At 65.1% G+C, this 22,241-nt stretch carries 22 protein-coding genes and 1 tRNA gene; 16 read left to right on the top strand and 7 right to left on the bottom strand.

The genetic code is table 11. The annotated features are described in order from the left end of the window. The first annotated feature begins 448 nt into the window (after nucleotides 1-448). The 4 genes from BUB39_RS12030 to BUB39_RS12045 all read left to right on the top strand — a co-directional run bounded on the left by BUB39_RS12030 (nucleotide 449) and on the right by BUB39_RS12045 (nucleotide 4,120). On the top strand, nucleotides 449-1,285 hold the full coding sequence (locus BUB39_RS12030; protein WP_073053487.1) for an alpha/beta fold hydrolase: 837 nt from the start codon (nucleotides 449-451) through the stop codon (nucleotides 1,283-1,285). 190 nt (nucleotides 1,286-1,475) lie between these two features. Continuing rightward, nucleotides 1,476-2,933, top strand: coding sequence for a two-component system sensor histidine kinase NtrB (locus BUB39_RS12035; RefSeq protein ID WP_175561838.1), 1,458 nt, complete (start codon nucleotides 1,476-1,478; stop codon nucleotides 2,931-2,933). Beyond that, nucleotides 2,930-3,586 (top strand): response regulator transcription factor, encoded by a 657-nt coding sequence (locus BUB39_RS12040; protein WP_073053493.1) that lies wholly within the window; start codon nucleotides 2,930-2,932, stop codon nucleotides 3,584-3,586. The genes BUB39_RS12035 and BUB39_RS12040 overlap by 4 nt, the downstream gene beginning before the upstream one ends. A gap of 144 nt (nucleotides 3,587-3,730) precedes the next feature. Then, the gene (locus BUB39_RS12045; protein WP_244540231.1) at nucleotides 3,731-4,120 is read left to right on the top strand and encodes a response regulator transcription factor; all 390 of its coding nucleotides are present in this window, start codon (nucleotides 3,731-3,733) and stop codon (nucleotides 4,118-4,120) included. A gap of 857 nt (nucleotides 4,121-4,977) precedes the next feature. Here the strand turns inward: BUB39_RS12045 and BUB39_RS12050 are convergent. After that, nucleotides 4,978-5,067 (bottom strand) — tRNA-Ser (locus BUB39_RS12050). A gap of 477 nt (nucleotides 5,068-5,544) precedes the next feature. Between BUB39_RS12050 and BUB39_RS12055 the strand changes: the two genes are divergently transcribed. The 4 genes from BUB39_RS12055 to BUB39_RS12070 all read left to right on the top strand — a co-directional run bounded on the left by BUB39_RS12055 (nucleotide 5,545) and on the right by BUB39_RS12070 (nucleotide 8,402). Then, the gene (locus tag BUB39_RS12055; RefSeq protein WP_073053495.1) at nucleotides 5,545-5,856 is read left to right on the top strand and encodes a hypothetical protein; all 312 of its coding nucleotides are present in this window, start codon (nucleotides 5,545-5,547) and stop codon (nucleotides 5,854-5,856) included. Nucleotides 5,857-5,887: 31 nt separating this feature from the next. After that, a complete protein-coding gene (msrA, locus tag BUB39_RS12060) occupies nucleotides 5,888-6,553 on the top strand; it encodes a peptide-methionine (S)-S-oxide reductase MsrA (protein WP_073053497.1) in 666 nt (221 codons plus the stop codon). After that, nucleotides 6,550-7,185, top strand: a complete 636-nt coding sequence (locus BUB39_RS12065) for a 2OG-Fe(II) oxygenase (RefSeq protein WP_073053499.1) — start codon at nucleotides 6,550-6,552, stop codon at nucleotides 7,183-7,185. Before msrA ends, BUB39_RS12065 begins: the two co-directional genes overlap by 4 nt. A gap of 92 nt (nucleotides 7,186-7,277) precedes the next feature. Beyond that, on the top strand, nucleotides 7,278-8,402 hold the full coding sequence (locus BUB39_RS12070; RefSeq protein ID WP_073053502.1) for an NADH:flavin oxidoreductase/NADH oxidase: 1,125 nt from the start codon (nucleotides 7,278-7,280) through the stop codon (nucleotides 8,400-8,402). A 46-nt stretch (nucleotides 8,403-8,448) separates the two neighbouring features. Here the strand turns inward: BUB39_RS12070 and mepA are convergent, their stop codons facing one another. Then, complete coding sequence (gene mepA / locus BUB39_RS12075) at nucleotides 8,449-9,504, bottom strand: penicillin-insensitive murein endopeptidase (RefSeq protein ID WP_073053504.1); 1,056 nt, start codon at nucleotides 9,502-9,504, stop codon at nucleotides 8,449-8,451. Between the two features lie 290 nt (nucleotides 9,505-9,794). On the opposite strand from mepA, the gene BUB39_RS12080 reads away from it, so the two are divergent. From BUB39_RS12080 to BUB39_RS12090, 3 genes are all read left to right on the top strand, one after another. After that, nucleotides 9,795-10,442 carry a peroxiredoxin gene (locus tag BUB39_RS12080; protein ID WP_073053507.1) on the top strand — a complete coding sequence of 216 codons (648 nt, stop codon included), beginning with the start codon at nucleotides 9,795-9,797 and terminating at the stop codon, nucleotides 10,440-10,442. A gap of 349 nt (nucleotides 10,443-10,791) precedes the next feature. Beyond that, nucleotides 10,792-11,088: a hypothetical protein gene (locus BUB39_RS12085; protein ID WP_073053509.1), complete on the top strand. Its 297-nt coding sequence runs from the start codon at nucleotides 10,792-10,794 to the stop codon at nucleotides 11,086-11,088. Then, nucleotides 11,085-11,339, top strand: coding sequence for a hypothetical protein (locus BUB39_RS12090; RefSeq protein ID WP_073053511.1), 255 nt, complete (start codon nucleotides 11,085-11,087; stop codon nucleotides 11,337-11,339). The genes BUB39_RS12085 and BUB39_RS12090 overlap by 4 nt, the downstream gene beginning before the upstream one ends. A gap of 35 nt (nucleotides 11,340-11,374) precedes the next feature. Here BUB39_RS12090 and BUB39_RS12095 read toward each other — a convergent pair whose 3' ends face one another. From BUB39_RS12095 to BUB39_RS12105, 3 genes are all read right to left on the bottom strand, one after another. Next, nucleotides 11,375-13,231 carry an ABC transporter ATP-binding protein gene (locus BUB39_RS12095; RefSeq protein WP_073053514.1) on the bottom strand — a complete coding sequence of 619 codons (1,857 nt, stop codon included), beginning with the start codon at nucleotides 13,229-13,231 and terminating at the stop codon, nucleotides 11,375-11,377. A gap of 182 nt (nucleotides 13,232-13,413) precedes the next feature. Beyond that, the gene (locus BUB39_RS12100) at nucleotides 13,414-13,893 is read right to left on the bottom strand and encodes a VOC family protein (RefSeq protein ID WP_073053516.1); all 480 of its coding nucleotides are present in this window, start codon (nucleotides 13,891-13,893) and stop codon (nucleotides 13,414-13,416) included. Between the two features lie 952 nt (nucleotides 13,894-14,845). Further along, nucleotides 14,846-15,835, bottom strand: coding sequence for an AraC family transcriptional regulator (locus BUB39_RS12105; RefSeq protein ID WP_342168999.1), 990 nt, complete (start codon nucleotides 15,833-15,835; stop codon nucleotides 14,846-14,848). A gap of 76 nt (nucleotides 15,836-15,911) precedes the next feature. On the opposite strand from BUB39_RS12105, the gene BUB39_RS12110 reads away from it, so the two are divergent. Beyond that, on the top strand, nucleotides 15,912-16,934 hold the full coding sequence (locus BUB39_RS12110; protein WP_073053521.1) for an SDR family oxidoreductase: 1,023 nt from the start codon (nucleotides 15,912-15,914) through the stop codon (nucleotides 16,932-16,934). A gap of 397 nt (nucleotides 16,935-17,331) precedes the next feature. Here BUB39_RS12110 and lepA read toward each other — a convergent pair whose 3' ends face one another. Both lepA and BUB39_RS12120 read right to left on the bottom strand, forming a co-directional pair. Next, nucleotides 17,332-19,137 carry a translation elongation factor 4 gene (lepA, locus tag BUB39_RS12115; RefSeq protein ID WP_073054206.1) on the bottom strand — a complete coding sequence of 602 codons (1,806 nt, stop codon included), beginning with the start codon at nucleotides 19,135-19,137 and terminating at the stop codon, nucleotides 17,332-17,334. A 56-nt stretch (nucleotides 19,138-19,193) separates the two neighbouring features. Next, nucleotides 19,194-20,102 (bottom strand): LysR family transcriptional regulator, encoded by a 909-nt coding sequence (locus BUB39_RS12120; RefSeq protein ID WP_073053523.1) that lies wholly within the window; start codon nucleotides 20,100-20,102, stop codon nucleotides 19,194-19,196. Between the two features lie 115 nt (nucleotides 20,103-20,217). Between BUB39_RS12120 and BUB39_RS12125 the strand changes: the two genes are divergently transcribed. From BUB39_RS12125 to copM, 4 genes are all read left to right on the top strand, one after another. After that, on the top strand, nucleotides 20,218-20,784 hold the full coding sequence (locus BUB39_RS12125; RefSeq protein ID WP_073053525.1) for a GNAT family N-acetyltransferase: 567 nt from the start codon (nucleotides 20,218-20,220) through the stop codon (nucleotides 20,782-20,784). Nucleotides 20,785-20,787: 3 nt separating this feature from the next. Beyond that, a complete protein-coding gene (locus BUB39_RS12130) occupies nucleotides 20,788-21,300 on the top strand; it encodes a GNAT family N-acetyltransferase (protein ID WP_073053528.1) in 513 nt (170 codons plus the stop codon). 31 nt (nucleotides 21,301-21,331) lie between these two features. Then, complete coding sequence (locus tag BUB39_RS12135) at nucleotides 21,332-21,673, top strand: hypothetical protein (RefSeq protein WP_073053530.1); 342 nt, start codon at nucleotides 21,332-21,334, stop codon at nucleotides 21,671-21,673. 83 nt (nucleotides 21,674-21,756) lie between these two features. Next, complete coding sequence (copM, locus tag BUB39_RS12140; protein WP_073054208.1) at nucleotides 21,757-22,194, top strand: CopM family metallochaperone; 438 nt, start codon at nucleotides 21,757-21,759, stop codon at nucleotides 22,192-22,194. The last annotated feature ends 47 nt before the right edge of the window (nucleotides 22,195-22,241 follow it).

Here is a 22,241-nt window from a genome sequence, read left to right on the forward strand (position 1 = left end):
GGTTCCGTCCTAATCGAGGTGCCAGGGTTCCTCCGGAAACCTTCGCCTGTAACGGATCAACTGAAAATAATACGGGGCCGCCATACCGTCATGTCTTGGGATTGGCGACCCGATACCTTCGTATGAAGGCCTCGCTCTGAGGACGACGAGACTGTGCTCTTCGTTCCGCCTAATGATATCCGACCTGTCGGCCCCGCCACTGCGCCAGGCGGTATGAACGCTCGTTGGTCGGCTCATCCGGCGCGTCAAGGCTGCCAATCATATCAAGGTATGAGGAGGTAATCGACAGTCACTATCCGAGAGATCGTTCGGATCAATTGCAGCAAGGGCTCAAATCCTGAAGATTAGCTGGCATGGAAGCGGACGACGACCGACCGAAGAATTCGCAAAGCCATCGGTCTCCATTCCAAATGATAGTAGTTAGCCTCTCGCAAAATGGAAAACGATCATGCCTTTCGTCACGACCAAAGACGGTGTTGAGATTTTCTACAAGGACTGGGGTTCCAAGTCGGCGCAGCCGATCGTCTTTCATCATGGCTGGCCGCTGTCGTCCGACGACTGGGATGCGCAGATGCTGTTCTTCCTCTCAAAGGGCTACCGCGTCGTGGCGCATGACCGGCGTGGCCATGGCCGTTCCGAACAGGTGTCGGATGGTCACGACATGGACCACTACGCCGCGGATGCCAGCGCCGTCGCAGAGCATCTCGACCTCCGCAATGCCGTGCATATCGGTCATTCGACGGGCGGGGGCGAAGTGGCCCGCTATGTCGCCCAGTATGGCGAACCGCAGGGCCGCGTCGCCAAGGCCGTCCTGGTCTCGTCTGTGCCGCCGATCATGGTGAAGACCGAGAGCAATCCGGACGGCACGCCGATCGAAGTCTTCGACGGCTTCCGCAGCGCGCTTGCTGCCAACCGCGCCCAATTCTTCCTCGACGTCGCGGCCGGCCCGTTCTACGGCTTCAACCGCCCTGGCGCCAAGGTATCCGAGGGCGTTATCCGCAACTGGTGGCGGCAGGGCATGACCGGCTCCGCCAAGGCGCACTACGAGGGCATCAAGGCGTTCTCGGAAACCGACCAGACCGAGGATCTCAAGGCGATCAGCGTGCCGACGCTTGTCCTGCAGGGCGATGACGACCAGGTGGTGCCCTACAAGGATGCCTCGCGGCTGCAGGCGAAGCTCCTGCAGAACGCCACGCTCAAGGTCTATCCGGGTTTCCCGCACGGCATGCTGACCACGCATGGCGATGTCATCAACCCCGACCTCCTGGCCTTCATCGAGGCCTGAGGGCGATGGGCGCGAGATTGCGCGCCCGACACCGCTCCGGCCCCCGTCCCCTGCCAATCGGCAGGCGGACGGGGGCCGGCGCAGATCGCGGAGACGGGGGACCTTGCGGCATACCTACGTATACGTCCCCGCAACGCAGGCGTTTGCTAGGGTGGGCATGTCATTGGCTGCGGAGGCGATCGGAACCGACGTGCGTGAACCTGTCGCCCAGCAACGATGGGTCGCCATCCCGACCACAATGGTGCTCGCCATCGCCGCCGGCTTGGCGATCTTCATTGTCGATACGTTCACGCCGCTCGATACGGCGATCGCGGCGCTCTACGGCGCGATCGTGATGCTTCTCGCCGATCGCCTGCCGAGACGGGGCATCATCCTTGCTGGCGTTCTCTGCATCGCGCTCACTTTGCTCAGCTTCTTGGCCACGCATGGCGCGAGCCTCGAGCCTTCGGCGCTAATGCGCTGCGCCGTGAGTGTCAGCGTGATCGCCGTGGTGACGCTGCTCGCGGCGCGCACCGTCGCCGCCCGCCAGTCGATGCGCGATCAGGCGGAACTGCTGGATTTGACCCACGATGCCATCGTGGTCCGCACTCTTTCAGACGAAATCCTCTACTGGAATCGCGGCGCTGAGGACCTCTATGGATGGAGCCGGCACGAGGCGGTCGGCCAGGGGACCGACCGCGTCTTGAAGACGGATCCTCGAAGCGCGCCCGCGGACGCCGTGGAGCAACTGCTCCGCGCCGGCCGCTGGGAAGGCGAATTGCGCCGTGTGCGCCGCGATGGCAGCGAGATCATGGTCGCGGTCCGATGGGGTCTTCAGACAGACGGGAGCGGAAAGCCTGTCACCGTGATCGAGACCAGCAACGACGTCACCGGGCGGCTGGAGGCGCAGGCGGCGCTCAGAGCCGCACAGGCCGAGCTGGCCAACGTCAGCCGGGCCGTGATCGTTGGACAGTTCACGGCCGCGCTGGCGCATGAGATCAACCAGCCGCTCGCAGCCGTGCTCACCAATGGGGCAGCCGGCCTCCGCTGGCTCGATCGGCCCGAGCCCGATGTTGCCGAGGCACTCCAGACGGTGCGGCGGATCGTCGAGAACGGCCGCCGCGCAGGTGATGTCGTAGCCCGGCTGCGGGCATTGGCGCGCGGCGAAGAGCGGACGACGGCGCCGCTTGATCTCGGGGCAGTGGTCACCGATGGTCTCGCCGTCATGGAATGGGATCTTGACCAATGCGGTGTCGTTCTCGACACGCGGGTTGATCCGGCGATGCCCAAGATCTGGGGCGATCGGGAGGCGCTGCTGCAAGTGGTCATCAACCTCATCACCAATGCGGCGCAGGCCATGCAGGACATAGCGCCGCCCCGCCTCGTGACGGTCATTGGATATCCAGAATCCGTCCCTGGCGGCGCGGCCGCATGCATCGAGGTGCGCGACCGGGGGATCGGTATCGATCCGGCGCGCCTTGCCAGCATCTTCGAGCCATTCAACAATGCCCAGCCCGGCCGTCTTGGGCTGGGGCTCTCCATCTGCCGGACTATCGTCGAGGCCCATGGAGGACAGATCGATGCATCGATCAATGGTGAAGGCGGCATGACTTTCCGTTTCGTGCTGCCCGCCAGATCGGCAATCCAGCCAGAGGAGGCGCAGTCGTGAATTCGCCTGCAAGTCGGTCCGGGGTTCCTCAGGCCGCCGCCCCGCTCGTCATCGTGGTCGATGACGATCTCGGTGTCCGGGAAGCCTTGTCGAGCCTGTTCCGTTCGGTCGGGCTTGAGGTAGCTCTGTTTGGATCCGCCGCCGAACTGCTGGCGGCCAAGCTTCCGGACAGGCCGCGTTGCTTGGTGCTGGATATCCGGCTGCCTGGAGTGAGCGGGCTCGACTTCCAGGCTCAGCTTGCAAATTCTGCGCTCGATATGCCCATCATCTTCATGACTGGCTATGGCGACATCCCGATGTCCGTCCGCGCCATGAAGGCAGGTGCAGTCGACTTCCTCACCAAGCCGTTTCGGGAGCAGGACATGCTCGATGCCGTATCGAGCGCTGTCGAAAAGGATCGGGAGGCTCGTGCCTCGGCGAAGGCTCTGGCAGGTGTCCAGACACTCTATCAGGGACTCACGGCGCGCGAGCGGGAGATCATGGCTCTCGTGACCGCGGGATTGATGAACAAGCAGGTCGCCGGGCAAGTGGGGCTGTCGGAAATCACGGTGAAGATCCATCGCGGCAACGTCATGCGGAAGATGGGCGCTCGTTCGCTCGCCGATCTTGTCCGGATGGCCGAAGCGCTGGGGCTCGACAACGCGCGACCCTGATCGTTTTCGCCGCCCGCAAGGCGGATGAACCGATGAGCCCGGCAAACGTTGACGGAATTCAGGACTGCAGACTTCAGGCGATCATACACGAAGAACAGAACACGGTGCTGCTCTCGGTAGTCAGCGGCGCGGAAGGATGCGGACATGACCCCGATGGAGACCCGCCGGCCAGCGTTGGTCGCGATCATCGATGATGACGAAGCCGTGCGCGTGGGGACCGCCAGCCTCATTCGTTCGGTCGGGCTGAAGACGGCGACATTTTCCTCCGCTGAAGACTATCTGCAGTCCCCACTCCGGCCGGCCAGCGATTGCGTGATCACCGATGTCCAGATGCCGGGCATGGGCGGACTCGGCCTTCAGACCGCACTCCGGGCTCTCGGGAGTACGGTGCCCTTCATCTTCATCACAGCCTTTCCGGAGGAGAATATCCGCCGACAGGTGGAGGAGGGCGGCGCGGTAGGGTTTTTCGCCAAGCCCTTCGACGGCGAAGCCATGATCTCGTGCCTAAAGGCGGCCCTCGGAGGCACCGCCTGATCCGAAGAGCCGGCCAGGCGCCACAAAGGCGCAGGCGGGTAGCTTGGCCGAGGTCGGCGAGGCCCCTCGGGTCGTCGCGGTTCATTGTAATTACGTCGAACTCTCGATCGATCGGTCAGCGTTGCTGCAGAGGCAAGATTTCTGATCGATGAAGGTTTCGAGTGGGGTCGACCACCTCAATCCGGGTGATCTCACAACCGAAAGCGATGCGCTCTCACTCGTTGCAACGCCATCGCCATCAACTGAGACATGCTTTGACCCGAGCGAGCAGAGCATCGTAAAGCCGTCGTTCCAATCGTCGCAAAGGGGCCGGCCTTGAATTGCGGTTGGTCGTGCCAAGGACGGCAACGGCGTCTTCGCCCGTCAGAATCTCGTCCGCGTTCTCCCCCAGTCACCTCGGATACTCGATCGTGTTGTTGCTAATCCCGACATGACGATATCGACGCTCTGGGATTGCGAGCAGATGACGTCTTGGCGCGTCACCCACCGTTCTGATTGGCCTCCTCGCCTGACATGGGGTGCGCAATACTTAAGGGTCGCCAGCAACCCCTTTATCCGCTCCTCCGGGCTGGATGTTTGACGGCCACGGAGCTTGCGTGCGCGCAGCCCTCAGCGCTGATGTACCTTTCGCCGGAGTGTGAACTCGAGTGCCAGCTTGCGCTCGCGGAGTTGGGCCGCTACCGGCGGATCGGAACGCCCCCGCCAAAGAAGCCGAAGATGTCGAGACTAATCATTCCCTCTCGCAAGCCGCCTGAAGCGAAATGTGTAGCGATTTGAGGAACGGCGGGCCAGCCAATGTCAGAAATCGGAAAATGCCGACACATTCAGCCAGTTGCCGGCGGCGCGGAGACGTTCAGTGGCGGAGGGAGCGGGATTCGAACCCGCGATACGGTTTCCCGTATACACACTTTCCAGGCGTGCGCCTTCAACCACTCGGCCACCCCTCCGTCGCGCCCACGGCGCTGCCGTTGGCGTCACGCTGCGGCAAAGCCGGCTGGACGCCGTGCGGGCTGTGGAACAGCCGGCCGGACGAGCGGTGCGGTATCACGAAGCGCGGCGGCGGCGCAAGGGCGGTCGTTGCTCTGGGAGGCGGGTCTAGGGCCCAATTGGGCGGGACATCCCCCGTCCGGACTCTGTTTCCCCTCGGAGCATGCGGTGTGGGCAGCCCGCGCCACGTCTCCGACTTGCCGGAATGCGGCCACCATCCCACATATCGGCTCGTTCCTCTGGTACGACTGCACTGACGGAAGGCGGGCGATCGGCGGCACAGCTGCGCTTGAGTTCGTCGTCTCCCGACTGCCGCTGTGTTGCTGTCTCTCAAGCGTTGGCTGTGCAACTGGCGGGGCCGTTGCTTGGCCTTGTCCCGTCGATGCGGCATGATCTGCAGCGTGCGGCACATGTTGAGTGGTTCTGGAGATGTCCGGATGCTTCGTCTTTTCGTGCGTCTTGGGGGCTTGTTCGCGCTGGCGGGTGCAGTGATCGCTCTGGTCGTCGACGGCACGAAGTCGATTGCGGCATCGGCACTCGTCCTGACGCCGCTCAGCGAGGCCTGGCTTGCGGTCAATTCGGTAAGCCTTGGCCGTGCCGAGTCGTTTATCGAGGGTCATCTCGGCCGGTTTGCGTGGGAGCCGCTTGCGACCGCTCTGCTGGGGTTGCCGGTATGGCTCGTGTTTGGCGCGATTGGCGCTCTGCTTCTTCTGGCCGTCCGGCCGGCGCGGCTTCGCGTCGCAGCCTGACGGCGCTTCAACCCGAACTGGGAGACCGACCATGAATCTCCTCGACCTCTTTGCGCGACGCGCCAGTATGCCTGGGTCCGGACGTGCGCTGCCCGGCCGCGCCGAGCCCATCACGACACCCGGTGCGCATTTCGTCAATGGCCGTCCGATCGCAGGACCATATCCTGACGGCATCCGCACGGCCGTGTTCGGCCTCGGCTGCTTCTGGGGTGCCGAGCGGGCGTTTTGGAAGGCGCCGGGGGTCTATGTCACGGCCGTTGGCTATGCGGGCGGAGAGACACCAAACCCGACCTATGACGAGGTCTGTTCCGGCCAGACCGGCCAGAACGAGGTCGTGCTCGTCGCCTATGATCCGAAGGTCACCTCCTACGAGGCGCTGGTGAAGCTCTTCTTCGAAAGCCACGATCCGACGCAGGGGATGCGTCAGGGCAATGACGTGGGCACGCAATACCGCTCGGGCATCTATGTCGCCGATGCGGACGAGCGCGCGACGGCCGTTCACGTTCGGGATGCCTATGCCGCCGAACTAGCGAAGCGCGGCTATGGCGACATTACGACCGAGATCGCCGACCGGGGTCCGTTCTATTTCGCCGAAGACTATCACCAGCAGTATCTTGCCAAGAATCCGGGCGGCTATTGCGGCCTTGGCGGCACCGGCGTTGCGTGCCCGGTTGGCGTCGGCGTGGCCGCAGCTTGAGCGACGCGGCCGCTTCCGCAGATCCGCCGCCAGCGCTCGATGCGCTGATGGAACAACTCGCGGCGGCGGGCTATGCCGTCGCCGATGACATCCTGCCGATCGGGCTCGCTGCAAGTTTGCGGACGGAGCTGCTGGCACTCGAGGCTGCGGGGGCGCTCAGCGTCGCCGGAATTGGGCGCGAAACCGCCTATCGACGCGACGGCGATGTCCGCCGCGCCGCCATCCGCTGGCTTGACGGCGGCACAGCCGCTGAACGCGAACTGCTGAGTCTCGCCGAGACCCTCAGACGGGTCATCAACGCCCGCCTCTTTCTTGGCCTGTTCGATTTCGAGTGCAACTACATCGCCTATCCCATCGGGGGCTTCTATGGTCGCCACCTCGACCGGCTGCAGGGTGAGCGCAATCGCGTGGTGTCCTTCATTGCCTATCTCGATCCCGATTGGACCGAAGTGGATGGCGGGGCGCTGCGGCTCTGGCGCGATCCCGACGACGCTGGCGAACCGGTCCTAACCGTGCTGCCGCGTGCCGGTCGCGTCGTGTTGATGCTCTCGGAAGAGATTCCGCATGAGGTTCTGCCGGCCAATCGGCCACGTCATGCGATCGCCGGCTGGTGGCGCATCAACCGAGCGTGATCAATCTGCGTCGTCGCCTGGTCTTCCGCTTGCAAGGCAGGCGGCCTATCTCCGGCCATCGCCGATCTTTTCCTCCCATGTCTGGACGCCTTATGACCTCTGCCCTGTTCTCCCAGCTGACGCTTGGACCGCGCACCCTTTCCAACCGCATCGCCATCGCGCCGATGTGCATGTATTCGGCCGATGATGGTTCGGCGACCGACTGGCATCTCCATCATTGGACCTCACTCGGCATTTCCGGAGCGGCGATGGTCACCATTGAGGCGACAGGGGTCGAGCGCCGCGGCCGCATTTCGCATGGCTGTCTCGGTCTCTATTCCGATGCCAACGAGGCCAGCGCGCGCCGGGCGCTCGAGGCTGCGCGCCGCTACGCGCCGACGAGCACCGTCTGGGGCATCCAGCTCGGCCATGCGGGACGCAAGGCGTCGACCCGGATTCCGTTCGATGGCCAGGGCGGTCTCGGACCGGACGAGGATCCCTGGCAGACGGTGGCGCCGTCGGCGATCGCGTTCTCGCCTGACTATCCGATGCCCGAGGCGCTGGACGAGGCGGGCATTGCGCGCGTCATCGCCGCCTTCGTTCAGGCGGCGCTGCGGGCCGAGCGCGCGGGCTTCGATTTTGTCGAGCTGCATGGCGCGCATGGCTATCTCCTGCACGAATTCCTGTCGCCGATCTCTAATCAGCGCACCGATCGCTGGGGCGGCAGCCTTGAGAATCGCATGCGGCTCATCGTGACGATTGCGCGCGAAGTGCGCGCTGCTTTGCCGGCACATATGTTCGTCGGTGCCCGCCTTTCGGCGAGCGACTGGGTCGAAGGTGGCTTTCAGGTCGAGGATGCCATCGAGGTGGCAAAGGCGCTGAAGGCTGAGGGCGTCGTCTATATCTGCGCTTCGTCCGGCGGCAATGTCCTCGACGCGAAGATCCCTGTCGGCCCGCTCTATCAGGCGCATTTCGCCGAGGCGATCCAGCGCGAGGCCGGGATCCCGACCCGGGCCGTGGGCCTGATCACGACACCGGCCGAGGCCGAGGAGATCGTCGCCTCTGGCCGGGCCGACATGGTGGCGCTGGCCCGCGCCGTCCTTGCCGATCCGCGCTGGCCCTGGCGGGCTGCTGCCGAGCTTGGCGCGAAGCTCGACGTCGTCGATCAATATGCCCGCAGCCAGGCGACAATCCGCCACTGGATCACGCCACCGGCGCCGGCGCGCACGGCAGCCTGATCCTCCGACTGCCGACGCTCAGCAGGCGGCGGCAGTCTGAATGCGCCTAGTGCAAAGATCCGGTCGACAGTGTGTCGGCCGGATTTTCCACGTCGACGCCGGGCGGGCTGTCTTCGGCAGGCAACGCGGAGGCCGCCCGGCCAGCGCCGACGATATGCTGTGGTGCCAAGCCGGGCGGCGCGCCGAGCAGCACCTCGCGGCAGGCCGGCGGCAGGTCGGAGAGCATGATCTGGCGCGGCGGCGCTGGCGGCTTGACCGGCTTGGTCGGCGGCTTGACCGGCTTCGGCGGCTGCAGCCAGGCATCGAGCTCCGGTCCGCAGCCATCGCCTGGCGGCGGTGCCTTCTGCGGAACGCAGCTCGACATGCCGGCGGGGCAGTCGAGGCGGACATGGAAATGATAGGTGTGGCCCCACCACGGCCGCACCTTGTTCAGCCAGCCGCGATCGGCACCGGCGCTGACGCAAAGCTGCTTCTTGATCGCCGGGTTGACGAAGATGCGGGCGACTTCCGGATCGAGCGCGGCACGGCGGATCAGCTTGAACTGACCGCTCGTCCAGGCCGACGGATCGATCCGGCGCGCTTTCACGTCGACCATCGACTTCGGCGCCATGGTCTCGCGCTCGTCGAGCGAAAGAGTCCGCTTCGGCATCGGCGTCAGCCACAGGTCGACATCGAGTCCGATCTGGTGGCTGGCGTGACCGGTGAGGGCCGGGCCGCCACGCGGCTGGCCCATGTCCCCGACAAGCAGTCCTGGCCATTTGTCGAGCGTCTTGGCGCTGTCGGCCAGGCGCTCCGTGAAGGCGATGAGCTCGGGCGTACCCCAGTTGCGATTGCGCGAAAGGCGCATGGCCTGCCAGTCGGGACCATCGACCGGCAACGCGACGGCGCCGGCAAGGCAGCCCTTGGCATAGGAGCCGATCGAGCGCGCCTCCAAAGGCAGTGGCGTGTTCATGCGGCTGAAGAGGACTTTCGCAGGCGTCGTCTGCAGGGAATCGCTGGCGAGCGCTGGAAGCGCGCCGCTCAGCAGCAGGGTCAGCGTTGCCCCAAGCAGCCGCGCATTGCGGCCAAGGTTCGATCGGGCAGCGCGCGATAATTCCGCCATCGAAGTCGTCCTCGTTCCCTTCAAAGCCCTGCCCACTGCAGCAGTTTGACGTGATTTCGTTAAGGATTCATCAGCCATCCCGCCTCGCGGGCTTAGGATGAATTTTTCGTCACATATGCCCCGAAGGCGCAAATTCGGAATGAAATGGCGGAGAGGGAGGTCAAACGGCGGTTTCATACTCCAAAGCAGCGGAATTGCGCGATTGACCCGGCGGTTCGTCCTGCGATAATCGCCGCTTGAAATAGAGTGACGGCGCGTGATGCGCCGCTTGAGGACGAGGGCATCTCGACATGGCACTGAATCTCGGCGATGTGGTTCCCGATTTCGAGGCCGATACCACGGAAGGCCGAATCTCCTTTCACAAGTGGCTCGGCGACGGCTGGGGCGTGTTGTTTTCGCACCCGAAGAACTTTACCCCTGTTTGCACCACCGAGCTCGGCGCCGCGGCGAAGCTCAAGCCGGAATTCGACAAGCGCAACGTCAAGCTGATCGGGCTTTCGGTTGATCTCCTGTCGAATCATGACCAGTGGACGCAGGACATCAAGGATGCGACCGGCGCGACGCTGAATTTCCCGCTCATCGCCGATCACGACAAGACTGTGGCCAATCTCTACGGCATGATCCATCCGAACGCCTCTGACACGACGACGGTGCGCTCGGTCTTCGTTGTCGGACCGGACAAGAAGCTGAAGCTCTCCCTGACCTATCCGGCCTCGACGGGCCGCAACTTCGACGAGATCCTCCGTGTCATCGACAGCCTGCAGCTGACGGCCAAATTCTCGGTCGCGACGCCGGCTGATTGGAAAAATGGCGACGAGGTCATCATCGTCCCCTCGGTTTCCGACGATGCCGCCAAGGAGAAATTCCCGGCCGGCTGGAAGGCTGTGAAGCCGTATCTCCGCTATGTCGCGCAGCCGACGGCCGGCAAGCCGAGCTGAAGACTTCGAGAATTCCCAGAAACGGAAGGCGTCGGCTCTGGCCGGCGCCTTTTTCGTTTTGCAGAGGCCCACACACGCGCCGCACAATCAATGCAACCATAGCGCGATCCGCCCTCAAAATCATTCGAAAGTTGAAGTCGGCGCTCTGCCCACCCATATCAAGTGCACGGTCGAAGGTGCGATCGCCGCGCCGCCGGGGTCGCCGGTTGCAGGGCGCGACCGCAGCGGCCCCTGATCATCTTACGATGGCAACCAGCGCAATGGACTGACCGCGACGCCTAAAGGCGCCGTGACGCGGGCCGGCATCATGCAGGCGCCGTTTTCGTCGACGAGCAGCAGGAGAGCCGCCATGAACAGCCGCAACAGCTACCAGACATACGCCAATGGCGCCGTCGTCAGTGTCGACCGCGAAACGCTGCAGGGGCCGCGTTCCGAAGGCCCGTTCCGCGTTCTCCGCCGCTATCTCGTCGAGAACATGCAGGCCATCTATCGCATCACCAGCCTCCTCGGCACAGGCGAGCGCATGGTGTTCGAATCCGAGCTGATCCCGGTTCGCGTCACCGTCGCCGGCAGCACGATGCGCGGCGGCAACGCCGTCTCGCGAAATGTCGACGTGTCCGGCTTCACCTATGGGCCGGCGCGATGAGCATCCGGACCGCCGTCTCCAATGTGACGTTCCAGCGGCCGTTCCGGCTCCCCAATATGGATCGCGCCTATCCCGCCGGGCGCTATGCCATTGAAACAGAGCAGGAGACCCTGGATCAGGTCTCGCTGCTTGCCTATCGCCGCATCGCGACCCGCATCCATCTCGTCAGGCCGGGCTTGACCGAAGTTCTCACCATCGACCCGGCGCATCTGCAGGACGCGCTTTCAGCGGATCTCGCCGAGGCCGGCTGAGGTGTCGGCCGGCGCGTTTGCGCGCGCCAGCCACCCTAGATCCGCCCCTGGACGCGGTGCAGTCCCGCATAAACCCCATCCCGTGCCATCAGTGCGTCATGCGTGCCTTCTTCCACGATGCCGTCCTCCGTGAGCACCAGGATGCGATCGGCATGGCGCACCGTCGAGAGCCGATGCGCGATCACCAGCGTCGTCCGCCCGCGCGTCAGCGCCAGCAGGGCTTGCTGCACGGCACGTTCGCTCGCCGTGTCGAGGGCGCTGGTCGCCTCGTCGAAGATCAGGATCGCCGGATCCTTGACGAAGGCGCGGGCGATGGTCAGCCGCTGCTTCTGCCCGCCTGAAAGCTTGACGCCGCGCTGGCCGATATCGCTGTCATAGCCTTGCGGCAGGCCGAGGATGAAGTCATGCGCATGCGCCGCCTTCGCCGCGGCGATGACTTCGGCGTCAGACGCCTCGGGCCGGCCGTAGCGAAGGTTCTCGGCGACGCTGCCGGCGAAGAGATAGACATCCTGCTGCACCACGCCGACCGCGCGCCGGAGCGAGGCGAGCGTCACGTCGCGGACGTCGACGTCGTCGATGAGCACGCGCCCGCTTGTCGCCTCATAGAAGCGCGGGATCAGCGCCGCGAGCGTGCTCTTGCCGACCCCTGACGGCCCGACCAGCGCCACGAACTCGCCCGGCGCGATGCTGAGCGAAAGCGCGCTGAGCACCGGCGGCCCGTCCGGCCCGTAGCGGAACGACACACGCTCGAAGCGGATCGCGCCGCGCGGGCTCCCGAGATCGCGCGCGCCCGGCCGGTCGACGATATCGGGCGCGACGTCGAGCAGCTCCATCGCCCTGACAAAGCCGCTATAACCCTCCTGCCAGAGCCGCACGAAATTGGCCAGCCGGTTGACTGGATCGACCAGCACGGCGACGCAGAGCAGGAACGTCAGCATGTCGGCGACCGTGAGGTCCGCCGTCACCACGCGCACCGCGCCGAGCACGATCACCAGCACGGTGACGAGTTCGGCAAACGTCGTCGTGCCGACCGAGAACCACGCCTCGCTGCGATAGCCGTCGCGGCGACTGTCCAGGAAGCGGGCATTCTCGACGTCAAAGCGTCGCGTCTCCAGCGCCTCGTTGGCGAAGCTCTGCACCACGCGGATGCCGGCCAGCGAATCCTCGACCCGCTCGTTGACGGCGGCGATCCGCTCCCGGCTCGCCTGCATGGCCTTGCTCATATGCGCGTTGAAAGTGAGCGCATAGGCCGTGGCGAACGGCACCAGCACCGCGATCGCCAGCGTCAGCACCGGATCGATGAAGGCGAGGATCGTCAGCGCGCCAAGAAATTTCAACAGCGCGATCGCGAGGTCCTCGGGCCCGTGGTGATAGAGCTCGCCGAGCCAGAAACTGTCATTGGTGATCCGGCTCATCAACTGGCCGGTGCGCTCCTTGTCGTAGAAGCCGAAGGACAATCGGGCGCAGTGCTCGAACAATTGCTTGCGGATGCGCGCCTCGATCTTGGCGCCCATCACATGGCCTTGATAATCGACGAAGAACACGCAAACGACCTGCAGCGCCAGCAGGCCGAGCATGGCCGCGCCGATCATGAGGATCGGCCGCAGCGGATCGGGCCCGGCCGCGAGATCGCCGAGCCGTCGCGTCACCAGATTGGCGGCAAGCGGCAGCAGCAGCGCCGTCGCCGAGACCAGCACGGCCGAGGCGATATCGGCCGCGAGCAGCCATTTATGCGGCGCGTAATAGGACAGGAACCGCCGCGCGTGATCGAACGGGCGGCGATGGTTCAAAGGCTTCTCCGCCGGCGCGGCGGCGCGGCGGAAGGGGTTCAGGCGAAGGCGTCTAGGGCGCGCATCGGCATCGCGAAGCGCTGGATCGGCGGAGGAAGGCATCGAGGCTCATGTCCCGGTGAACAGAAAATTCCGTCGTCTTGGACATGAACGCTCTCATCGGGATCTCCTCGCGCAGCTCTCAGTAGACACCCCGATTATGGCGCCATCGCCGCCGCCGCGACAACCCGCCCGGCCAAAATGGCGGGACGCTGTGACCGATCGGGCACAAGGCGCCCCTTCGGTCAGCCGCGCCGGGCGGCCTCGATGGCGGCGACGTCGATCTTCGTCATCTCCATCATCGCCTCGAACGCGCGCTTCGCCTCGTCGCCGCCGGCCGCCAGGGCGTCGGTCAGCGCGCGCGGCGTGATCTGCCAGGAAATGCCCCAGCGGTCCTTGCACCAGCCGCAGGCGCTCGGTTTGCCGCCATTGCCGATAATGGCGTCCCAATAGCGGTCGGTCTCTGCCTGGTCGTCCGTGGCGATCTGGAACGAAAACGCCTCGCTGTGCTGGAACATCGGCCCGCCATTGAGGCCGAGGCACGGGATGCCGAAGACGGTGAACGTGACAGTGAGCACATCGCCCGCCTTGCCCATCGGATAATCGGAGGGCGCGCGATGAACGCCCGTGACGGCGCTGTCCGGAAAGAGGCCGGCATAGAAGTGGGCCGCCGCCTCGGCGTCCTTGTCATACCAGATGCAGATCGTGTTCTTGGCCGTTGCCATGGTGCGTTCTCCTCCACAAAGGCGCTGTTCGCCGTCGCCCGAAGCGGGCAGGCTCGACCAAGGACGGATGGCAAACCGGCCTTCCGACAGCATGGCGGAAAAGCCGGGCAGAGGCGCGAAGTTCCAGCCAGCCGCATCACGCCATGCCGCGCGCCGCCGGGCAAGCCCCGAGGCCATGGCGAAGCGCCCGCGCGCCGAAGCGCGGGTGGCGCCGATCGGTCGATCGGCCGGACGAGGGGCATTTGAGCCGCGAAGAGGAGCGCGGGGCGCACGGTTCGTCGGCGCCCAGGCGGCGCGCCGGCGAAAAGAGGGGGATGGGGTTTGCCTGGACCGCTTGGGAAGCGGACGTTCCGGCGCCCCGCGCGCGAAGGTTCGGCCCGGACGCCTTGAAACCCGGGTGGTCGGGTTCGCCCCACGAAGATGAGCCGCGCGGTCCGCCCCAGCAAAGGAGCCGCCCGGCGCAGCGCGTCGCCGCTGCCCCGCATACGGGGCTGGCATCGAGACACCTGCCGACCTCTCCCGCCGGGATCGTGACCCCCGCCGGCAAAAGGCCTCCGCACCCCACCCGCAAACGGAACGACCGGTTCGCCCTCTTCATGGACGGGGATGAACGGAGTGTAAGCCCGGTCAGTGGGGGCGGGGATTGTTATTTTTGGTGGGGGGGAAGTAAAACGAGCGGCAGAAGCACACGTGGCTAGGTGAGTGTGTGAATGGCTGTTATGGGGCCGGGAGCGGACTGTCCGCTATTGGGTGCTTCAAGCGAGAAGCGGACATATCGCCGATGAAAGTCGAGGGCAGGAACTGGCCCAAAGCGGTCGTTGGCGCTTCAGAGCACGGACCCGATGGGAACAACCAACGATCGTATGCGCCTAAGTCATTGTATAATAAAGGACATCATCACGAATTGAACCATTTGTGAATCGGTCAGTGCTAAGCGCCGGCTGGCTTCAGATTAAGTCCAGCCGAGACCAGCTTCGGCGGCGGAATGATCGAGCGGCGACGAAGGGGCCGGCTGGTCCGATCGCCGGCACGTCTTTGGCGACCTCCCCGTGACGCGCTTGAAGGCGTTGCTGAATGCACTCTCCGACGCGTAACCCAGCCTCTGCGCTATGCTGGCCATTGGGGTGGCCGTCTCTCGCAGGGCCTGCTCGGCCAGACGCATACGCCAGTCAGTAAGATAGGCTAGGGGCGGAACGCCGGCGGATTCCCTGAAATGCGAGGCGAACGTTGTTCTGGACATGCCGCAGGCACGGGCGAGCTCCTCGAGACCCAAGGATCGGTCGGGCGACCCGTGCATTAGTCGAAGGGCAGGAGCTATCCTCGCGTCAGCCAGGGCGCGCAGCCAGCCGGCGGCCATTGGGCTTCCCGATTTCAGGTGCGCCCGCAGGATATGGATGAACAGCAGCTGGGTGAGCTGCGTCGAAGCAAGCTGTCCGCCTGGCCGAGCGTCGGCGCGCTCGATAACCAGCTGCGAGAACAATGCCCGGAAAGCAACGGCCTCGGGGGATGCCGCCCGGATGTGAATCCAAGCTGGAAGAACACTCCTCACGACCGATGCTTGCGCGGGATCAAAAAGCACGTGCCCGCCGAAATGCTCAAACGCGCTGCCGTCGCCAATCACGGCCGTGGTGCGCCCGGCACCCGAGAAGAGTGTCACCGCGTCCACAGGTGTCACGCTCGGTGCGCTGCTCAGGACGAAGGGGCGCTGCTCGGAAAGCAGTCCCACGTCGCCGGTCTCGAATTTGACCGCCTCGCCTCCGTCGTCGAAGCGAGCCCAGCACTCCCCTCTAACGACACCGAAGAACTTGACCTTGTCGCGCGCCGGAAAGCGGATTGCCCAAGGACCTCCCGCAGTGAAGCCCCCGGTCACTGTGGGCTCCGCCTTGACCAGCCGCAAGACGTCGGAAAGCGGATCAATCTCCATTTCCGTACTTTCGCGCATGAATTCCGCACTTTCAAGCATTCAAAGTGCGACGTCGCACGATTATTTTGCCCTCATGGAAAAACGGAGCTGACAGATGAACGAACTCGTTCTGGTCACCGGCGGCACTGGCTTCATTGCGCAGCACTGCATGCTGTCCCTCCTGGCGGCCGGCTACCGCATCAAGACCACGGTGCGAGACCTCGCGCGGGAAGAAGAAGTCCGCCGCAACCTGAAGACCGGCGGTGCCGAACCCGGCGAGCGGCTCTCGTTTGTGCGCGCCGATCTCGGCTCCGATGAGGGCTGGAGCGAGGCGGCCCGCGATTGCGCCTATGTATTGCACGGCGCCTCCCCGACCCCTTCGGGCAATCACCAAACGGAAGAGGACTGGGTGCGCCCGGCCGTTGACGGCAATCTGCGGGTGCTTCGCGCAGCGCGCGCCGCCAGCGTGAAGCGTGTGGTTCTTACCTCTGCGTTCGGTGCGATCGGCGTCGGTCATAAAACCCTCGACCGGCCCTTCATCGAAACCGACTGGAGCGATCTCAGCGGCAATGTCGCCCCTTACCAAAAGTCAAAGACGCTCGCAGAGCGCGCCGCATGGCATTTCATCGCAGAGGAAGGGCAAGGCATGCAACTCGCGGCGGTGAACCCCACCATGGTGCTGGGGCCGGCGCTGGGCCCCGACTATTCGCATTCGATCCGGACCATCAAGGAGATGCTGGACGGACAGCCGGGCTATCCCAGGATCAAGAGCTGTGTCGTCGATGTGCGTGACGTGGCCGACCTGCATCTCCGCGCCATGACCGATCCCGCGGCGAACGGCGAGCGCTTCCTGGCAACCTCCGGGGACAGCCTATTTCTGGCCGAGATCGCCAAGATCTTGAAAGAGAACATGGGGCCGGCGGGCGCCGAAATTTCCACAAACCAGATCCCCGACGTGGTCATCAAGACCATGGCCCTGACCAACTCAGCAATGAGGGGCCTGGTGCCACTCCTCGGCGTCAAACTGGATGCGAGCGGGGAAAAGGCGCAGCGCGTTTTGGGTTGGAAACCGCGTGCGCCGAAAGAAGCCATCCTGGCGACCGGCGAGAGTCTCGTCAGGCTGGGCCTTGTCGGATGACAACACAGCCGTGGTACCGGGGTCGCAGAAGAATGTTAGCGTCATTGAGCCGGTGAGGGCCGGCCGGCTCTGGCAGCTCTGCGAGCGCCGCACCGGCGTGCGGATCGACTAACTTCGAAAGAGCAGACGGCCTCCCCTTTTCGAACGGGCGGCCGTCTGCACTGCTCGCCAGGGGCTTGCCTTAGGTGGGCGCGACGGCAGGATGTGAACTCGTCGCCTCGATGGCCGCTTCTGGCGCAAAGGTGCCAATGCGCCCTCCCTCGCTCATGTCGGCTTCTGGGCCGCGGCCGCTACTAGGGGCGATGACCAAGATGAGGGCGCAAAGCGGATTTTCGCAACGGCGTGTCGGGAAGACCGCTTTGGGTCAACCGCGAACCATGAAGAGGGTGCCCGTCCCCTACTCGTCCATCTTCAGCGCCGCGATAAACGCTTCCTGCGGGATATCCACCTTGCCGAACTGCCGCATCTTGCGCTTGCCCTCTTTCTGCTTGTCGAGGAGCTTGCGCTTGCGGGTGATGTCGCCGCCATAGCATTTGGCGGTCACGTCCTTGCGCATCGCCTTCACGGTTTCGCGCGCGATGATCTTGCCGCCGATCGCGGCCTGGATCGGGATGACGAAGAGATGCTGCGGGATGAGGTCCTTCAGCTTCTCGCACATCGCGCGGCCGCGCCGATCGGCCTGCGTGCGGTGGACGAGCATCGAGAGCGCGTCGACCGGCTCGGCATTGACGAGGATCTGCAGCTTGACGAGATCGCCGGCCTTGTAGTCGGAGAGGTGATAGTCGAACGAGGCATAGCCCTTCGAGACCGATTTCAGGCGGTCATAGAAATCGAACACCACTTCGTTGAGCGGCAGGTCATAGGTGACCATGGCGCGCGAGCCGACATAGGAGAGGTCGGCCTGCACGCCGCGCCGATCCTGGCAGAGCTTCAGGATCGCGCCGAGATATTCGTCCGGCGTCAGGATCGTGGCGCGGATCCACGGCTCGCGGATCTCCTCGATCTTCATCGGATCGGGCATGTCGGCCGGGTTGTGCAGCTCCATCTCGGAGCCGTCGGTGAGCAGCAGCTTGTAGACGACCGAAGGCGCGGTCGCGATCAGGTCGAGATTGAACTCGCGCTCCAGCCGCTCCTGGATGATCTCGAGATGCAAGAGGCCGAGGAAGCCGCAGCGGAAGCCGAAGCCGAGCGCGGCCGAGGTTTCCATCTCGAACGAGAACGAGGCGTCGTTGAGGCGCAGCTTGCCCATCGCGGCGCGCAATTCCTCGAACTGCGCCGCATCGGCCGGGAAGAGGCCGCAGAAGACGACCGGCTGCGCCGGACGGAAGCCCGGCAGCGCCTCGGCGGTCGGCTTGCGGGCGTCGGTGATCGTGTCGCCGACGCGCGTATCGGCGACTTCCTTGATCGAGCCGGTGAAGAAGCCGATCTCGCCCGGGCCGAGACTGTCGACCACGACCATCTTCGGCGTGAAGAAGCCGACGCGCTCGACGTCATAGGCGGCGTCGGCGCGCATCATGCGGATATGCGCGCCCTTGGTGAGCCGCCCGTCGATGACGCGCACCAGCACGACGACGCCGAGATAGGTGTCGTACCAGCTATCGACGAGCAGCGCCTTCAGCGGCGCGTCGGGATCGCCCTTCGGGGCGGGGAGGTCGGTGACGATCGCCTCCAACACGTTCTCGACGCCAAGGCCGGTCTTGGCCGAGATCAGCACGGCGCGCGAGGCGTCGATGCCGATGACTTCCTCGACCTGCGCGCGGATGCGCTCGGGCTCTGCGGCCGGCAGGTCGACCTTGTTGAGGACGGTGACGATCTCGAGATTGTTGTCGATCGCCTGATAGACATTGGCGAGGGTCTGCGCCTCGACGCCCTGCGAGGCGTCGACGACGAGCAGCGCGCCTTCGCAGGCCGCGAGCGAGCGCGAGACCTCATAGGCGAAGTCGACATGGCCGGGCGTGTCCATGAGGTTCAGGACATAGGTCTTGCCGTCCTTGGCCTTGTATTCGAGGCGGACCGTCTGGGCCTTGATCGTGATGCCGCGCTCGCGCTCGATCTCCATCGAATCGAGCACCTGATTGGTCATCTCGCGGTCGGTCAGCCCGCCGGTGAGCTGAATCAGCCGGTCGGCAAGCGTCGACTTGCCATGATCGATATGGGCGACGATCGAGAAATTGCGGATATTGTCGAAGGGCACGGTGCTCATGGCGCGCTGCATAGCATCAAGCCCCGGCCCGGCAAAGCGCCGAAACAGCGCGTTTTTCAGCGGCGATCGGCCTCGAGGATATGAAGCGCCTCCGCGCGGGCGACGAGGCGGGCGGCAAGGTCGGCGACGAGCGGGCGCTCCGCCGCCCCGGCAAAGCCCGCGACGAGGGCCGAGCGGCGCGTCATCGGCGGCATGTCGACGGGCTCGATCTCGGCGAGCCGGCCGCTCGCGATGTCCGCGTCGACCTGGGGCGCGAGCAGATGGCCGACTGCCGCGCCGGCGTCGATCAGCGCCCGGCTCGGCTCCAGCGGCATCAGCGAGGTCGTGCGGGCGCGGCGGTTCATGGCGAGGATCGCTTCCGGCGTCACCTGCCACCACAGATGCGTGACGAAGCGCGGCGCGATCTCGAACACGCGGTCAAGCGTCGGCGCCGGGCCGATCGCGGCGGCGAGCGCGGGCGCTGCCACCAGCCGCGCCTTTTCGCTGAACAGCGCCAACGGCTGCAGCGGATCGAGCAGCGGATCGACATTCGGCCAGGCGATGATGGCGAGCTCGACGCGCCGGTCATGCAGCCATTCGGCGATGTCGCGGTGGCGACCTTCTTCGACATCCAGCGCGACCTGCGGATGCGCGGCGAGGAAATCGCTGACCGGCGGCGTCACCAGCGTCGGCACGACGCTGCGCAGCGTCGCGAGCGTCAGATGGCCGCGATCCATGCTGCGCATCGCCTCCTCGCTCTCGACCAGCGTCGACAGGATGCGGCGGGCATAGGGCAGGAAAGCCGCGCCGCGCTCGGTCAGGGCGACCTGGCGGCCGCGCGCGAAGAGCGGCCCGCCGGCGGCGTTTTCGAGCGCCTTGATGCGCATCGAGATCGTCGCCTGCGTCACATTGAGCCGCGCCGCCGCCTTGGTGAAGCTGCCGTCCCGCACGATGCGGTCGAAGCTGCGCAACTGATCGACATCCATCGAAAAATCCAATGCCACACTTTGGAAAAGCTTATGAAGCCAGAGGCTTAGATTGACACGCGCGATGGATCGGCGCGATAGGGAAAGCAAGTTCCCGAGCTGAAGGCGCCCGCCGATGCCCCATCCCGATGCTGTCGCTCTTGCCCGTCACGTAGATGCGATCACCGTGCGCGCGCTCACGGCCACGGAGGCCGAGGCGGCGCTGCCCGGCCTCGGCGCACTGCTCGCCGATGTCGTCGCGCATGGCGCCTCGGTCAATTTCATGCACGGCTTCAGCGCGGTGGATGGCGAGCGCTTCTGGCGCGGCCAGCTCGCGCTGATCGCCGAGGGGCAGCGCATCCTGATCGTCGCCGAGAATGGCGCCGACATCGTCGGCACGGTGATCGTCACCTTCGCGCCGCAGCCGAACCAGCCGCACCGCGCGGATATCGGCAAGATGCTGGTGCATTCGGCGATGCGCCGGCGCGGGCTCGGCCGCCGTTTGCTCGCGGCAGCCGAAGCCGCTGCTGGTGCCAATGGCCGGACGCTGCTGGTGCTCGACACCGAGACGCAGAGCGCCGGCCACGCGCTCTATGCCGCCTGCGGCTGGACCGAGGTCGGCACCATCCCGGGCTACGCGCTGACACCGGACGGACGGCCCTCGGGCGCCACCATCTTCTACAAAGAGATCGCAGGGGTTTGACGCATGGATATCCGCATGGCCGGAGAGGCGGATCTTCCGGCGATCCTCGGGATCTACAACGATGCCGTGGTCAACACGACGGCGATCTGGAATGACGATACGGTCGATCTTGAAAACCGACGGGCGTGGTTCACGGCGCGCCGGGGACAGGGCTATCCCGTCTTCGTGGCGATCGAGGGCGACGCGGTGCTCGGCTATGCCTCCTATGGCGATTTCAGGCCCTTCCAGGGCTATCGCTTCACCGTCGAGAATTCGGTCTATGTGGCGAGCGAGGCGCGCGGCAAGGGCGCTGGTGCAGCGCTTCTCGCGGCGCTCGTGACGCATGCCGCGGCCGCGGACAAGCATGTGATGATCGCGGCGATCACGGCCGGCAACGAGGCGTCGATCCGCTTGCATGCGCGGCAAGGCTTCGTGGCGACCGGCCGCCTCAGTGAGGTCGGGTACAAGTTCGGCGCCTATCTCGATCTCATCCTCATGGAAAAGCGACTCGCGGGATCGTCATCGCCGGCGCCTTGACGGGAGGGTGGTCGCGGACCAGCATCGGCGCATGCGTCGCGCCATAGGCATCGCCCTCGTCCTGCTCGCCCTCGCCGGTATGCTGCTCGCCAGCATCGCCGAGGCGGGCATGCTGCCGGGCGCCGCAATGACGGAGATGGCGGCCACCGACTGCCCGCATCATCAGGCCGAACCGGTCGTTGACCATTCGACCGTTAGCGGCGGGAAGGCGCTGGCCTTCATGCTCTGCTGCTTCGGCGTCGGCTCCGGCGTCCTTGCGGAGGCGACGGAAAGCCGGCCTGTGCGGCTCGCCGCGCTCTGGCTGCGGCCGGCGTCCGACATCGTTCCCCATGCCGGCATCCCCTCGCCGGAACCGCCGCCGCCCCGCGCCTGATCGATCGTCCCATACCCGATCGCTGCTCGCCCCGTTCGCGGCGATCGATGTCGGCTGTCTTTATCGATCAGGATTGGAACATCATGAAGATCAACACCCTCGCTCTCGCCCTCGTTCTGCTCGCGGCGCCTTTCGCTGTGTCAGCCGAGGAGGCGACGCACCCGATGAACCATGACGACATGCAGATGGAAGGCATGCCGATGGAAGGCATGGCCAAGCATGGCGCGGAGGACGCCACGCCCGCCACCAAGGCCTTCAAGGCGGCTGACGCCGCGATGATGAAGGACATGGCAATCGACTACAGCGGCAATGTCGATGTCGATTTCGTGCGCGGGATGATTCCGCATCATCAGGGCGCCATCGCCATGGCGAAGATCGAACTCCAATATGGCAAGGACCCGGAAATCCGGAAGCTCGCCGAGGGCATCATCAAGGCCCAGGACGACGAGATCGCCTTCATGAAGGCCTGGCTCGCCAAGAACGGCGGCGCAGCCAGCAAGAATGGTGGCGCCGCCAAGTAGACCTTTCACCTCCAAACTGGCGCGTCGGCTGTACAGCCGCGCGCCAG

It is taken from the genome of Kaistia soli DSM 19436 (assembly GCF_900129325.1).
In the GTDB taxonomy this organism is placed as follows: domain Bacteria; phylum Pseudomonadota; class Alphaproteobacteria; order Rhizobiales; family Kaistiaceae; genus Kaistia; species Kaistia soli.

Bases quoted from the DNA above. Each gene is read 5' to 3' on its own strand.
- BUB39_RS12125 (WP_073053525.1), top strand. From the start codon at position 20,218: ATGCCCCATCCCGATGCTGTCGCTCTTGCCCGTCACGTAGATGCGATC.
- BUB39_RS12085 (WP_073053509.1), top strand. From the start codon at position 10,792: ATGAACAGCCGCAACAGCTACCAGACATACGCCAATGGCGCCGTCGTC.
- msrA (WP_073053497.1), top strand. From the start codon at position 5,888: ATGAATCTCCTCGACCTCTTTGCGCGACGCGCCAGTATGCCTGGGTCC.
- BUB39_RS12070 (WP_073053502.1), top strand. From the start codon at position 7,278: ATGACCTCTGCCCTGTTCTCCCAGCTGACGCTTGGACCGCGCACCCTT.
- BUB39_RS12105 (WP_342168999.1), bottom strand. From the start codon at position 15,835: ATGCGCGAAAGTACGGAAATGGAGATTGATCCGCTTTCCGACGTCTTG.
- BUB39_RS12080 (WP_073053507.1), top strand. From the start codon at position 9,795: ATGGCACTGAATCTCGGCGATGTGGTTCCCGATTTCGAGGCCGATACC.
- BUB39_RS12130 (WP_073053528.1), top strand. From the start codon at position 20,788: ATGGATATCCGCATGGCCGGAGAGGCGGATCTTCCGGCGATCCTCGGG.
- mepA (WP_073053504.1), bottom strand. From the start codon at position 9,504: ATGGCGGAATTATCGCGCGCTGCCCGATCGAACCTTGGCCGCAATGCG.
- BUB39_RS12120 (WP_073053523.1), bottom strand. From the start codon at position 20,102: ATGGATGTCGATCAGTTGCGCAGCTTCGACCGCATCGTGCGGGACGGC.
- BUB39_RS12045 (WP_244540231.1), top strand. From the start codon at position 3,731: ATGACCCCGATGGAGACCCGCCGGCCAGCGTTGGTCGCGATCATCGAT.
- BUB39_RS12090 (WP_073053511.1), top strand. From the start codon at position 11,085: ATGAGCATCCGGACCGCCGTCTCCAATGTGACGTTCCAGCGGCCGTTC.
- BUB39_RS12095 (WP_073053514.1), bottom strand. From the start codon at position 13,231: ATGCCTTCCTCCGCCGATCCAGCGCTTCGCGATGCCGATGCGCGCCCT.
- lepA (WP_073054206.1), bottom strand. From the start codon at position 19,137: ATGAGCACCGTGCCCTTCGACAATATCCGCAATTTCTCGATCGTCGCC.
- BUB39_RS12135 (WP_073053530.1), top strand. From the start codon at position 21,332: ATGCGTCGCGCCATAGGCATCGCCCTCGTCCTGCTCGCCCTCGCCGGT.
- BUB39_RS12100 (WP_073053516.1), bottom strand. From the start codon at position 13,893: ATGGCAACGGCCAAGAACACGATCTGCATCTGGTATGACAAGGACGCC.
- copM (WP_073054208.1), top strand. From the start codon at position 21,757: ATGAAGATCAACACCCTCGCTCTCGCCCTCGTTCTGCTCGCGGCGCCT.
- BUB39_RS12110 (WP_073053521.1), top strand. From the start codon at position 15,912: ATGAACGAACTCGTTCTGGTCACCGGCGGCACTGGCTTCATTGCGCAG.
- BUB39_RS12055 (WP_073053495.1), top strand. From the start codon at position 5,545: ATGCTTCGTCTTTTCGTGCGTCTTGGGGGCTTGTTCGCGCTGGCGGGT.
- BUB39_RS12030 (WP_073053487.1), top strand. From the start codon at position 449: ATGCCTTTCGTCACGACCAAAGACGGTGTTGAGATTTTCTACAAGGAC.